Genomic DNA, 12589 nt, shown 5'->3' with positions numbered 1-12589 from the left:
CTGCGATAGCGGTGGGTCAGCCGCCCTTCCTTTGACTGATACCTATCGCAGGCAAGCCAGCCCCCACACTGATGGGTGTCTACTCAGGTATTACTTCTGCGCCCCATCATCATGCTGCAAGTTCGCCTGAGTGATATTCGCCCCGGCCGGCACGCTGCGGGTCAGCCACACATTGCCGCCAATGGTCGAACCCTGGCCAATGGTGATCCGCCCCAGGATCGTCGCCCCGGCGTAGATCACCACATCATCTTCAACAATGGGGTGACGCGGGTGGCCTTTCTGCAATTGCCCATCTTCATCCGCCGGAAAGCGTTTGGCCCCCAGTGTCACGGCCTGGTAGATGCGCACGCGCTCGCCGATGATCGCCGTCTCGCCAATCACCACGCCCGTGCCGTGGTCGATAAAGAAACTCGGGCCGATCTGCGCGCCGGGGTGGATATCAATGCCGGTGGCCGAGTGGGCGATTTCTGCACTGATCCGCGCCAGCAGCGGCAGGCCGGCGCGGTACAGGTGGTGGGCCAGGCGATGGTGGATCACCGCCAGGATGCCCGGGTAGCACAGCAGCACTTCATCCACACTGCGTGCGGCCGGGTCGCCGTGGTAGGCGGCCAGTACGTCGGTGTCCAACAGGCTGCGTAGGGATGGCAACGCCAGGGCAAAATCCTGGATCAGGCGAATAGCCTGGGCGCTGACTTCACTGTCATCCTCACCGCCCTGGCGCGCGGCATAGCGCAGCTCCAGGCGCGCCTGGGCTAGCAAGGCGTTGAGCGCGACGTCGAGGGTATGGCCCACGTAGAAGTCTTCGCTTTCTTCGCGCAGGTCCGCCGGGCCCAGGCGCATCGGAAACAGGGCGCCGCACAAGGCCTCAAGAATCTGCGCCACCGCCTCGCGGGACGGCAACTCGCGGCCACCATGCTCGCCACTCAAACGCCCATTGCGCGTTCGCCACTGGTCGCGGGCGCCGCGCAGCTGGCTGACGATGGTCTGCAATTGCCAATGACTGGAACGCTCACTCACGGTATTCACTCCTGACGAAATGGCCATCACTTTACGGTATGCACCCAGGCAGCTCTTAAGAACCAATGGTGTGAACATAAGAACCTTTCGTCATAAGCGATTGACGGTTGCCCGATGAAAAGTGCCTGCCTATAGTCCCCCCATCACTCAGCCACCGTGCGTAACCATGATCAAACAACAGCTCGCCCGTTTTGACCGCCTGGAACTACTGGGCAATGCCACCGCCCTGGAAAAACTCGAGCGGCTGTCGGCCTGGCTGGGCAGGGACATCTACGTCAAACGCGATGACACCACGCCGCTGGCCATGGGCGGCAACAAGCTGCGCAAACTCGAATACCTGGCCGCCGACGCGCTTGCCCAGGGCGCCGACACCTTGGTCACCGCTGGCGCGATCCAGTCCAACCATGTGCGCCAGACCGCCGCGCTCGCCGCCAAGCTCGGCCTGGGCTGTGTTGCCCTGCTGGAAAACCCTACCGGCACCGACGACCCCAACTACCTTGGCAACGGCAATCGCCTGCTGCTGGAGCTGTTCGACGCCAAAGTGGAACTGGTGGAAAACCTCGACAACGTCGACGACCAACTCAACGCCCTCGCCGACCGCCTGCGCAGCAACGGCAAGAAGCCGTACCTGGTGCCTATCGGCGGCTCCAATGCCCTCGGCGCGTTGGGTTACGTGCGCGCCGGGCTGGAGTTGGCCGCGCAGATTGAAGACAGCGGCATCCAATTCGCCGCGGTTGTGCTTGCCTCTGGCAGCGCCGGCACCCACAGCGGCCTGGCCCTGGCCTTGAGCGAAGCATTGCCGCAGTTGCCGGTGATCGGCATCACGGTGTCGCGCACCGAGCAAGCGCAATTACCCAAGGTGCAGGGCCTGGCCGAACGCACCGCCGAGTTGCTCGGTGTGGCTATTCCCGAAGCCTTTAAGGTGACCCTGTGGGACAAGTATTTCGGGCCGCGTTATGGCGAGCCAAACGCTGGCACCCTATCGGCGATCAAACTTTTGGCCAGCCAGGAAGGTCTGTTGCTGGACCCGGTGTATACCGGCAAGGCCATGGCCGGTTTGCTCGACGGCATCGGGCGCCAGCGCTTTGAAGAGGGGCCGATTATTTTCCTGCACACCGGTGGCGCGCCGGCGTTGTTTGCTTATGACTCAGTTTTCAACTGATTGAATACGGTCGATGTGGGAGCTGGCTTGCCTGCGATTGGGGTGGGTCAGCCAGAAACTTGGCACTGACACACTGCAATCGCAGGCAAGCCAGCTCCTACACAAGCCGCACATATTTCCAAAAAGAATATGAAATTGTATTTTTATTATTTTCAAGACTTAAAAACCCGTCTTAACATAGCGCCGAAGGCGAAGACGCGCTTCGCACTTTAGGGCAGGATACGACTACCGCGTCACCTGCTTCGCTCATCATAAAAACACAGGGGCTCTCCATGACTATTTCTGCATTTCGTCGCACGCTGTTGGTTGGCACTTTGGGCCTGGCGCTTGGCGCTGGCTGGCTGGGCCAGGCGGTTGCCGGCGAGCAGTTGAACACTATCAAGAAGGCCGGCGAGATCAAGATCGGCCTGGAAGGCACCTACCCTCCGTTCAGCTTCGTCGATGAAAGCGGCAAGCTCAGCGGTTTTGAAGTGGAACTGTCCGAGGCGCTGGCCAAGGAGCTGGGCGTGAAGGTCAAGCTGCAAGCCACGCCATGGGACGGCATCCTCGCCGCGCTGGAATCCAAGCGCCTGGACGCTGTGGTCAACCAGGTAACCATCTCCGAAGAGCGCAAGAAAAAATACGATTTCTCCAAGCCTTACACCGTGTCCGGCATCCAGGCGCTGGTGCTGAAAAAGAACGTCGACTCGATCAAGAAAGCCGACGACCTGGCCGGCAAGAAAGTCGGTGTGGGCCTGGGCACCAACTACGAACAATGGCTCAAGGACAACCAGCCTAAAGCTATTATCAAGACCTACAACGACGACCCGACCAAGTTCCAAGACCTGCGTATCGGCCGCATCGACGCCATCCTGATCGACCGCCTGGCCGCCCTGGAATACGCCAAGAAAGCCCCCGACACCGCCGCTGCCGGCGACGCCTTCTCCCGTCAGGAATCCGGTATCGCCCTGCGCAAAGGCGAGCCTGAATTGCTCGACGCGGTGAACAAGGCTCTGGACAAACTGCGCGCCGACGGCACCTTGAAGACGCTGTCCGAGAAGTACTTCAACGCTGACGTCACGCAATAATGGAAGCAGGTTTCCAACTCGCGCTGGACTCCGCGCCCTTTCTGCTCAAGGGCGCGTATTACACGGTAATCCTCAGTCTGGGCGGGATGTTTTTCGGCCTGCTGCTGGGCTTCGGCCTGGCCTTGATGCGCCTGTCGCGCTTCAAGCTCTTGAGCTGGACGGCCCGGGTCTACGTGTCGTTCTTTCGCGGCACGCCGTTGCTGGTGCAGCTGTTCCTGATCTACTACGGCTTGCCGCAAGTGGGCATCGAGCTGGACCCGATCCCGGCCGCCATGATCGGCTTTTCGCTGAACATGGCCGCCTATGCCTGTGAAATCCTGCGGGCCGCCATCGCCTCCATCGAGCGTGGCCAGTGGGAAGCCGCTGCCAGTATCGGTATGACCCGAGCGCAAACGTTGCGCCGGGCCATCCTGCCCCAGGCGATGCGCACGGCGTTGCCACCTTTGGGCAACAGCTTTATTTCGCTGGTCAAGGACACGGCGCTGGCCGCCACCATCCAGGTGCCCGAGCTGTTCCGCCAGGCCCAACTGGTGTCGGCACGTACCTTCGAAATCTTCACCATGTATCTGTCCGCGGCCCTGATCTACTGGATCCTGGCGAGCATCCTGGCGCATCTGCAAAATCGTCTGGAAGACCGGGTCAACCGGCATGACCTGGAGTCTTGAAGCATGATCGTGGTTGAAAAACTGACCAAACAATTCAATGGTCAGGTGGTGCTCAACGGCATCGACCTTGAGGTCAAGGAAGGCGAAGTGGTCGCCATCATCGGCCCCAGCGGTTCGGGCAAGACCACCTTCCTGCGCTGCCTGAACTTCCTCGAAGAGCCCACCAGCGGCCGTATCAAGGTGGGTGACATCGAGATCGACAGCAGCAGGCCGCTCAACCAGCAACAGGGCCTGGTGCGGCGTCTGCGTCAGCATGTGGGCTTCGTGTTCCAGAACTTCAATCTGTTCCCCCACCGTACCGCGCTGGAAAACGTCATCGAAGGCCCCATCGTGGTCAAGAAGATGCCACGGGAAGCGGCGGCCGAACTGGGGCGCACGCTGTTGGCCAGGGTCGGCCTGGCGGGCAAGGAAGCGTCTTACCCGAGGCGGCTGTCCGGCGGCCAGCAACAGCGTGTGGCGATTGCCCGCGCATTGGCCATGGAGCCGGAGGTGATCCTGTTCGACGAACCCACCTCGGCTCTCGACCCGGAACTGGTGGGCGAAGTATTGGCGACCATTCGCAGCCTCGCCGAAGAAAACCGCACCATGGTTATCGTCACCCACGAGATGAGCTTTGCCCGTGATGTAGCCAACCGGGTGATCTTTTTCGACAAGGGCGTGATCGTCGAACAGGGCGAAGCCAAGGCGCTGTTTGCCAACCCCAGGGAAGAACGTACCAAGCAATTCCTGAGCAAATTCCTCGCCCACTGACACCTCCCAATGTAGGAGCGAGCTTGCTCGCGAAGAACGTTAACGATAACGCGGTGAATCAGATTGACCGAGTTGCCTGGACGTTCTTCGCGAGCAAGCTCGCTCCTACAAGGGGTTGCAGGTTGAGCGCGTAAAAGCCCCCGTCGTAAGCGCCTTAAAATCCCCCGCCCCGTCAGACCCTTCTGAATTTCTCCAAACCCGCCGTTAAGCCCTTTGCCTCCATTGACGCTCCCTGGCCAACCCTCTTATCTAGCGCCTTGAGGATTGGATCCCATCCCGGCTACTGACTGAATCGTGCCTTTCGAACCCCCTTGCGCCTGTGCGTCGAGGCTTCGGAACGATTGCTGCTGGCTGCATCAAGGAGATTACTTATGACACACACTCAAACCCCGGCCACGCTCCGTGCCCCAAGGCTGCCCCAGGCTATTGGAAACGGCATCAGCGCCCTGGCGTCCGCCCATTTGCAGGTCGATATCTCGCCCTATCCGAGCATGGAAGAAGGTGACCTGATTGAACTGTTCTGGAACAACTGCTTTGCTGCCTCGCGTAAGGTGACGGCTTGCAAGATCGGCACCTATACCCACCTGTGCGTACCGCAGAGCTTTGTGCAGGATGGCCCGGCACGCGTCCATTATCAGGTCTTGCAGATCGGCCATGGCCCGATGCGCTCGGCGGTGACCCTGGTGCGGGTCAAGACCAGCTACCCCGGCGGTCAGCCTTCGCCGCGCCTGAACCCGGAGGGCAGCGATGAAAACCAGAACCTGGCGCCCGTGAACCTGCCCGAGACGATCCGCCGCCATGGCGTCAACAGCAGCCAGGTAAGGCGCGGCATTCCGCTGACCATCGAGCCTTACCTGAACATGAGCACGGGCGATGCCATCACCTTGCGCTGGGGCGATGTACGCCTGGACCTGCCCCGCATACAGGCCCAGGGCGTCGGCCTGGCGGTGCAGGTGTGGGTGCCGCCCCACATCATTGTCGAAGCCGGCGACGACTGCCGATTGGAGGTCACCTACTGCATTCTCGACCGCGTGGGTAACAACTCCCGCTGGGCGCCCGCCCGTACGCTGCGCATCGCCGCCTGCACACCTACTCCCTGCCCAGCCTCGCCCGCCCCGGGCTATCAACCGCGTCGCTTCGGCTCACCCTGTGAACCGGGGTGAGCCCTTCTATGCATATTCCTAAAAGTTAGTTTATTTAAATAATTAACACGCTTAGGGTATATGCACCGGACCACCGGACATTCCTGATTTTTCTGTTTATTTCATTGAATGCGAGGTCGGTATGGTCAGAATTACCCCGGTGCACAACGCCAGGGCATTGCGTGCAGCCAAGGAGCGGCGCTGATGTCTAACTTGGCTCTAACATCCCCCCAGAGTGATCTGGACGTAGCCCCCCTGCTGTTGCCCGCCACGGTGCTGCGCAACGACGCCCAGGCGCTGAGCGCCGCCCACGAGCTGGCCCAGGCTGCGCGTGCGCAGGCCGCCCAGCGCGACCAGCAACGCAAACTGCCCTGGGCGCAGCTCGAACAATTCACCCGCAGCGGCTTGGGCAGTATTTCCATTCCCCGTGAATACGGCGGCCCCCAGGTGTCGTTTGTGACCCTGGCCGAAGTCTTCGCGATCATCAGCGCGGCCGACCCGGCACTCGGGCAGATCCCGCAGAACCATTTCGGCATCTTGCACGTATTGCAGGGCACCGCCACCGAGCGTCAGAAAAAGCAGCTGTTCCAGAGCGTGCTCGACGGCTGGCGCATCGGCAACGGCGGACCGGAACGCGGCACCAAAAATACCCTTGAGCTCAAGGCGCGCCTCACGGCCGAAGGCGACGGTTACGTGCTCAGCGGCCAGAAGTTCTACTCCACAGGCGCGCTGTTCGCTCACTGGGTGGCAATCAAGGCCCTGAACGATGACGGCAAGCAGGTCATGGCCTTTGTACGTCGCGGCAGCGAAGGGCTGCGCATCGTTGATGATTGGTCCGGCTTTGGCCAACGCACTACCGCCAGCGGCACCGTCTTGCTTGACCGCGTGGCAGTGGACACGGAACTGGTCATCGACAACTGGCGCCTGGGCGAAAGCCCGAATATCCAGGGGGCCGTGTCGCAACTGATCCAGGCCGCCATAGACGCCGGCATCGCCCGGGGCGCCCTCGACGATGCCATCGCCTTCGTACGTGAGCGTTCGCGCCCGTGGATCGACGCCAAGGTCGAGCGAGCCAGCGACGACCTGTATGTGATCGCCGATATCGGCAAGCTGAAGATCGAACTGCACGCCGCCGAAGCCCTGCTGCGCAAGGCAGGCCAGGTGCTGGACCAGGTCAGCGCCGCGCCGATCACCGCGCAATCCGCCGCCCACGCCTCGATTGCCGTGGCCGAGGCCAAGGTGCTGACCACCGAAGTGGCGTTACAAGTCACCGAGAAGCTCTTCGAACTGGCCGGCAGCCGCGCCACCCTGGCCGAATTCAACCTTGACCGTCACTGGCGCAACGCCCGGGTGCACACCCTGCACGACCCGGTGCGCTGGAAGTACCACGCCATCGGCGCCTATCGACTCAACGGCACCTTGCCGGCTCGTCATTCCTGGATTTAACCAACCAGAACACTTTTTCCACGAGCTTCTGGAGAAACTCATGACCCTTTCTCACCCCGTCGCGGTCATCACCAGCGACGAACAAGCGCTTATTGTCGCCAGCGACCTTGCTGAAGACTTGCGCCGTGACAGCGCCCAACGCGACCGCGAACGCCGCCTGCCATTGCCCGAACTGGACGTGTTTTCCCGCTCTGGCCTGTGGGGCATCAGCGTGCCCAAGGCCTACGGCGGCGCGGGAGTGTCCAACGTCACCCTGGCCAAGGTCATCGCACTGATCGCCCAGGCCGACGGCTCGTTGGGCCAGATTCCGCAAAACCATTTCTATGCCCTCGAAGTACTGCGCGTGAACGGCAGCTCCGAACAGCAGCAACGCCTGTACGCCGAGGTATTGGCCGGCCAACGCTTTGGCAACGCCTTGGCGGAACTGGGCACCAAGACCGCCCATGACCGCATCACCAGCCTCACCCGCGACGGCGATGGTTTTCGCATCAGCGGGCGCAAGTTCTACGCCACCGGGGCGATCTATGCCCAGCGCATCCCCACCTCGGTGGTGGATGCAAACGGCGTGCAGCAACTGGCCTTCGTGCCGCGTGACAGCGCGGGCCTGACGGTGATCGACGACTGGAGCGGCTTCGGCCAGCGCACCACCGGCAGCGGTTCGGTGGTGTTCGACAACGTGTGGGTCGCGGCGCAAGACGTGGTGCCGTTCCAGAGCGCGTTCGAACGCCCGACCACCGTCGGCCCGCTGGCGCAGATTCTCCACGCAGCCATCGACACCGGCATCGCCCGCGCAGCCTTTGAGGACGCCTTGCATTTTGTGCGCACCAAGACCCGCCCGTGGATCGACGCCGGCAACGACAAAGCCACCGAAGACCCGCTGACACTCAAGAGCTTCGGCCACCTGAGCAGCCGCCTGCACGCCGCCGAAGCCTTGCTGGAGCGCGCAGGTGAATTCCTTAATCGCGCCCAGGCCGACAGCAATACCCAGACCGTCGCCGCAGCCTCCATCGCCGTCGCCGAAGTGCGCGCCCTGAGCACAGAGATTTCCCTGGCAGCCGGCAGCACCTTGTTCGAACTGGCCGGCAGCCAGGCGACCCTGGCCGAGCATGGCCTGGACCGCCACTGGCGCAACGCCCGGGTGCACACCCTGCACGACCCGGTGCGCTGGAAATACCATGCGGTCGGCAACTACTACCTCAACGATGAAAACCCGCCGCTGCGGGGGACCATCTGATGAGCAAAAAAAAGATCCTGCTCAATGCTTTCAACATGAACTGCATCGGGCACATCAATCACGGTTTGTGGGCTCATCCACGAGACAACTCGACCGAGTACAAGACCCTCGAATACTGGACTGAACTGGCGAAGATCCTGGAGCGCGGGTTGTTCGACGGTTTGTTCATCGCTGATATCGTCGGCGTGTATGACGTCTATCAGGACTCCATTGACGTGCCCCTCAAGGAGTCGATCCAGCTACCGGTCAACGACCCGCTGCTGCTGGTGTCGGCCATGGCCGCCGTCACCCAGCACCTTGGCTTCGGCCTTACCGCCAACCTCACCTACGAGCCGCCGTACCTGTTCGCCCGGCGCATGTCGACGCTGGATCATCTGAGCCGCGGCCGGGTGGGTTGGAACATTGTCACCGGCTACCTCGACAGCGCCGCCAAGGCCATGGGCCTCACCGAACAGGTCGAGCATGACCGGCGCTACGACCAGGCCGATGAATACCTGCAAGTGCTGTACAAGCTCTGGGAAGGCAGCTGGGAAGACGACGCGGTGCGCAACGATCGCCAGGCGCGGGTGTATGCGCAACCGGGCAAGGTGCACAAGGTTGCGCACCACGGCGAGTTCTATCAGGTGGAGGGTTATCACCTGTGCGAGCCATCGCCGCAGCGCACGCCGGTGCTGTTCCAGGCCGGCAGTTCCGAGCGCGGCTTGCTGTTCGCAGGGCAACATGCCGAGTGCGTGTTTATCAGCGGGCAGAACAAACCCGCGACCAAGCGCCAGGTGGACAAGGTGCGCGCCAGCGCGGTGGAGGCTGGGCGCAACCCGGATGACATCAAGGTGTTCATGGGCCTCAACGTGATCGTGGGCGCCACCGAAGAGCTGGCGTGGACCAAGCACGCCGAGTACCTGAGCTACGCCAGCGCGGAAGCCGGCGTGGCGCACTTCTCGGCCTCGACCGGGATCGATTTTGCCCAGTACGCGTTGGACGAACCGATTCAGTACGTCAAAAGCAACGCGATCCAGTCGGCCACCCAGAACCTGCAGAACAACGACTGGACCCGGCGCAAATTGCTTGAACAGCACGCCTTGGGCGGGCGCTATATCACCTTGGTGGGCTCGCCTGAACAGGTGGCCGATGAGCTGGAATCCTGGATCAGCGAAACCGGGCTGGATGGTTTCAACCTGACGCGCATTGTGACGCCGGAGAGCTATGTGGATTTCATTGAGCTGGTGATACCGGAGTTACAACGACGGGGCTCGTACAAGACCGAATATGCGCCGGGAACGCTGCGGGAAAAAGTCTTCCACGACACGGCCCGCTTACCCAAACAACACACCGGCTCTACCTACCGCCACGTTGTTTGATCGTTCCCACGCTCCGCGTGGGAATGCCTCTTGGACGCTCTGCGTTCGCTTTGGGGACGCGGAGCGTCCCTGGCTGCATTACCACGCGGAGCGTGGGAACGATCTCGCTATCTAAGACCTTATGACTGGAAAACCACTATGAAAAAGACATTCTTAAACCACCCAGTCAAAGCACTGGCCCTGGCCTTCGGCTTATTCAGCTCGGCGGTATTCGCCGCCGATGCCCCGCTGAAAGTCGGCACCACCGCCGCCTTCGCCATACCGCTGGAAGCCGCCGTAGAAGAGGCCGGCAAGCAGGGCCTGAAGGTCGAGCTGGTGGAGTTCACCGACTGGATCGCGCCCAACGTCAGCCTCGCCGCCGGCGATATTGACGTGAACTACTTTCAGCACATTCCCTTCCTGGAAAACGCCAAGGCCGCCGCCGGGTTTGACCTGGTGCCGTACGCGCCAGGGATCATCAACAACGTCGGGCTGTACTCGAAAAAGTACAAGAGCTTCAACGAGCTGCCCGCAGGCGCCAGCGTGGCGATTGCCAACGACCCGATCAACAGCGGTCGCGGCCTGCAACTGCTGGCCAAGGCCGGGCTGATCACCCTCAAGCCGGGTGTGGGCTACAAGGCCACCGAGGAAGACATCGTCGCCAACCCGAAAAACATCAAGATCCTGCAAGTGGAAGCCGTGCAACTGGTGCGCGCCTATGACGACGCCGATCTGGTGCAGGGCTACCCGGCGTATATCCGCCTGTCCAAGACCTTCGATGCCGAGTCGGCGCTGTTGTTCGACGGCCTCGACCACCCGGAATACGTGATTCAGTTCGTCATCCAGCCCAAAAGCAAAACCGACCCACGGGTGATCAAGTTCGTCGATATCTACCAGCACTCGCCTGTAGTGCGCGCTGCCCTGGACAAGTCCCTGGGCAAGCTCTACCAGGTCGGCTGGGAAGCTAAACCATGAGTGCCGCCAACGCCCGCTTGCGTGACCTGGAGCACGCGCCCAGCCACGCCGAACAGACTGAACTGCACCCGGACTTGAACCGCGCCCATGTGCGGTTCATCAACCTGGGCAAAACCTATGACGGCACGGTGCATGCGCTGCAAGGCATTGACCTGGCGATCCAGCGTGGCGAAGTGTTCGGCATCATCGGCCGCAGCGGCGCCGGCAAGTCGTCGCTGATCCGCACCATCAACCGTCTGGAACAACCCAGCAGCGGACGGGTGCTGATCGACCAGGTAGACATCGGCGGCTTCGATGAAGACCACCTGGTGGCGCTGCGCCGACGCATCGGCATGATCTTCCAGCACTTCAACCTGATGTCGGCCAAGACCGTGTGGCAGAACGTCGAGTTGCCGCTCAAGGTCGCCGGTGTGTCCCAGGCACAACGCGCGCGAAAGGTGCATGAACTGCTGGAACTGGTAGGCCTGCAAGACAAACACAAGGCGTACCCGGCGCAGCTGTCCGGCGGGCAGCAACAACGCGTCGGCATCGCCCGCGCGCTGGTGCACGACCCCGAGATTCTGCTGTGCGACGAAGCCACTTCGGCCCTCGACCCGGAGACCACCCAGTCGATCCTCGGCCTGCTGCGCGAGATCAACCAGCGCCTGGGCCTGACCATCGTGCTGATCACCCATGAGATGGCGGTGATCCGCGACATCTGCGACCGCGTGGTGGTGCTGGAGCACGGGCGTATCGTCGAGCAAGGGCCGGTATGGCAGGTGTTTGGTGATCCGCAACATGAGATCAGCAAGACCCTGCTCGCACCACTGCAACACGGTTTGCCGCCAGAGTTGCAACGCCGCCTGCAACCCTCGCCCGCCTCGGCCGACGCCGCGCTGGTGCTGCGCTTGCAGTTCACCGGCAGCGATACCCTGGAGCCAGACCTCGCGGCGCTGTTCAGTGCCCTCGGCGGCCGCGTGCGTTTACTGCATGGGGGCGTGGAACGCATCCAGGGGCATGCCTTGGGGCAACTGCTGCTGGCAGTGAATGCATCGCCGCACAACGGCGAAGAGCTGCGCAAACGTGCGGCCAATTGGGCACAACAGGTGGAGGTGCTGGGCTATGTGGTTTGATCGTTTAGTGCAGGGCGCCATCGACACCTTGTTGATGGTGGGGGTGTCGTCGCTGATCGCGCTGCTGGTGGGCATCCCGCTGGCAGTGTTCCTAGTCACCAGTGACAAGGGCGGCATCTACCAGGCACCGGCCCTTAACCGCGTGCTGGGAGCGTTCGTGAATCTGTTCCGCTCCATACCGTTCCTGATCCTGATGGTGGCGCTCATCCCGTTCACGCGCCTGATCGTCGGCACCACCTATGGCGTCTGGGCGGCAGTGGTACCGCTGACCATCGCCGCCACACCGTTCTTTGCACGCATTGCTGAAGTGAGCCTGCGCGAGGTCGACCATGGCCTGATCGAAGCCGCTCAGGCCATGGGTTGCCGCCGCTGGCACATCATCTGGCATGTGCTGTTGCCAGAGGCGCTGCCCGGCATCGTCGGCGGCTTCACCATCACCCTGGTGACCATGATCAACTCATCGGCCATGGCCGGGGCGATCGGTGCCGGTGGCCTGGGCGATATTGCCTACCGCTACGGCTACCAGCGCTTCGATACGCAGATCATGCTCACGGTGATTGTGCTGCTGGTGGTGCTGGTGGCGGTGATCCAACTGAGCGGGGACCGATTGGCGCGGGTATTGAACAAGCGCTGAGTGCGCGTTCATACCTGTCAACTATGACAGTTGTTGGCCATGTTCTTT

General features: G+C 61.9%; 12 protein-coding genes. 11 read left to right on the top strand and 1 reads right to left on the bottom strand.

The window, feature by feature from the left end; translation table 11 throughout:
- Positions 1 to 90: 90 nt before the first annotated feature.
- Positions 91 to 1017, bottom strand: a complete 927-nt coding sequence (epsC, locus tag E1K68_RS02050) for a serine O-acetyltransferase EpsC (protein ID WP_212613728.1) — start codon at positions 1015 to 1017, stop codon at positions 91 to 93.
- 166 nt (positions 1018 to 1183) lie between these two features.
- Here epsC and E1K68_RS02045 point away from each other — a divergent pair, with 166 nt between their 5' ends.
- The 11 genes from E1K68_RS02045 to E1K68_RS01995 all read left to right on the top strand — a co-directional run bounded on the left by E1K68_RS02045 (position 1184) and on the right by E1K68_RS01995 (position 12541).
- Positions 1184 to 2179: a D-cysteine desulfhydrase gene (locus E1K68_RS02045; protein ID WP_212613727.1), complete on the top strand. Its 996-nt coding sequence runs from the start codon at positions 1184 to 1186 to the stop codon at positions 2177 to 2179.
- Between the two features lie 272 nt (positions 2180 to 2451).
- The gene (gene tcyJ / locus E1K68_RS02040; RefSeq protein ID WP_014716462.1) at positions 2452 to 3246 is read left to right on the top strand and encodes a cystine ABC transporter substrate-binding protein; all 795 of its coding nucleotides are present in this window, start codon (positions 2452 to 2454) and stop codon (positions 3244 to 3246) included.
- Positions 3246 to 3911 (top strand): cystine ABC transporter permease, encoded by a 666-nt coding sequence (gene tcyL / locus E1K68_RS02035; RefSeq protein WP_003187646.1) that lies wholly within the window; start codon positions 3246 to 3248, stop codon positions 3909 to 3911. The genes tcyJ and tcyL overlap by 1 nt, the downstream gene beginning before the upstream one ends.
- Positions 3912 to 3914: 3 nt before the next feature.
- The gene (gene tcyN, locus E1K68_RS02030; RefSeq protein WP_192002168.1) at positions 3915 to 4661 is read left to right on the top strand and encodes an L-cystine ABC transporter ATP-binding protein TcyN; all 747 of its coding nucleotides are present in this window, start codon (positions 3915 to 3917) and stop codon (positions 4659 to 4661) included.
- A gap of 371 nt (positions 4662 to 5032) precedes the next feature.
- Entirely contained in the window at positions 5033 to 5824 is a 792-nt protein-coding gene (locus E1K68_RS02025; protein WP_034135361.1) for a hypothetical protein, read from the top strand.
- 183 nt (positions 5825 to 6007) lie between these two features.
- Positions 6008 to 7249 (top strand): SfnB family sulfur acquisition oxidoreductase, encoded by a 1242-nt coding sequence (locus E1K68_RS02020; protein ID WP_212613726.1) that lies wholly within the window; start codon positions 6008 to 6010, stop codon positions 7247 to 7249.
- Between the two features lie 40 nt (positions 7250 to 7289).
- Entirely contained in the window at positions 7290 to 8483 is a 1194-nt protein-coding gene (locus E1K68_RS02015; RefSeq protein ID WP_212613725.1) for an SfnB family sulfur acquisition oxidoreductase, read from the top strand.
- Positions 8483 to 9841, top strand: a complete 1359-nt coding sequence (locus E1K68_RS02010) for an LLM class flavin-dependent oxidoreductase (protein ID WP_212613724.1) — start codon at positions 8483 to 8485, stop codon at positions 9839 to 9841. The genes E1K68_RS02015 and E1K68_RS02010 overlap by 1 nt, the downstream gene beginning before the upstream one ends.
- 138 nt (positions 9842 to 9979) lie before the next feature.
- The gene (locus E1K68_RS02005) at positions 9980 to 10795 is read left to right on the top strand and encodes a MetQ/NlpA family ABC transporter substrate-binding protein (protein ID WP_212613723.1); all 816 of its coding nucleotides are present in this window, start codon (positions 9980 to 9982) and stop codon (positions 10793 to 10795) included.
- Positions 10792 to 11907: an ATP-binding cassette domain-containing protein gene (locus E1K68_RS02000; protein WP_212613722.1), complete on the top strand. Its 1116-nt coding sequence runs from the start codon at positions 10792 to 10794 to the stop codon at positions 11905 to 11907. Before E1K68_RS02005 ends, E1K68_RS02000 begins: the two co-directional genes overlap by 4 nt.
- Positions 11897 to 12541, top strand: coding sequence for a methionine ABC transporter permease (locus E1K68_RS01995; RefSeq protein WP_003187635.1), 645 nt, complete (start codon positions 11897 to 11899; stop codon positions 12539 to 12541). Before E1K68_RS02000 ends, E1K68_RS01995 begins: the two co-directional genes overlap by 11 nt.
- Positions 12542 to 12589: the final 48 nt, after the last annotated feature.

This window comes from Pseudomonas sp. B2021, from assembly GCF_018135665.1.
In the GTDB taxonomy this organism is placed as follows: Bacteria; Pseudomonadota; Gammaproteobacteria; order Pseudomonadales; family Pseudomonadaceae; genus Aquipseudomonas; species Aquipseudomonas lactis.
This window is presented reverse-complemented; position numbering and strand designations above follow the sequence as displayed.

Bases quoted from the DNA above. Each gene is read 5' to 3' on its own strand.
- E1K68_RS02045 (WP_212613727.1), top strand. From the start codon at position 1,184: ATGATCAAACAACAGCTCGCCCGTTTTGACCGCCTGGAACTACTGGGC.
- tcyJ (WP_014716462.1), top strand. From the start codon at position 2,452: ATGACTATTTCTGCATTTCGTCGCACGCTGTTGGTTGGCACTTTGGGC.
- tcyL (WP_003187646.1), top strand. From the start codon at position 3,246: ATGGAAGCAGGTTTCCAACTCGCGCTGGACTCCGCGCCCTTTCTGCTC.
- tcyN (WP_192002168.1), top strand. From the start codon at position 3,915: ATGATCGTGGTTGAAAAACTGACCAAACAATTCAATGGTCAGGTGGTG.
- E1K68_RS02025 (WP_034135361.1), top strand. From the start codon at position 5,033: ATGACACACACTCAAACCCCGGCCACGCTCCGTGCCCCAAGGCTGCCC.
- E1K68_RS02020 (WP_212613726.1), top strand. From the start codon at position 6,008: ATGTCTAACTTGGCTCTAACATCCCCCCAGAGTGATCTGGACGTAGCC.
- E1K68_RS02015 (WP_212613725.1), top strand. From the start codon at position 7,290: ATGACCCTTTCTCACCCCGTCGCGGTCATCACCAGCGACGAACAAGCG.
- E1K68_RS02010 (WP_212613724.1), top strand. From the start codon at position 8,483: ATGAGCAAAAAAAAGATCCTGCTCAATGCTTTCAACATGAACTGCATC.
- E1K68_RS02005 (WP_212613723.1), top strand. From the start codon at position 9,980: ATGAAAAAGACATTCTTAAACCACCCAGTCAAAGCACTGGCCCTGGCC.
- E1K68_RS02000 (WP_212613722.1), top strand. From the start codon at position 10,792: ATGAGTGCCGCCAACGCCCGCTTGCGTGACCTGGAGCACGCGCCCAGC.
- E1K68_RS01995 (WP_003187635.1), top strand. From the start codon at position 11,897: ATGTGGTTTGATCGTTTAGTGCAGGGCGCCATCGACACCTTGTTGATG.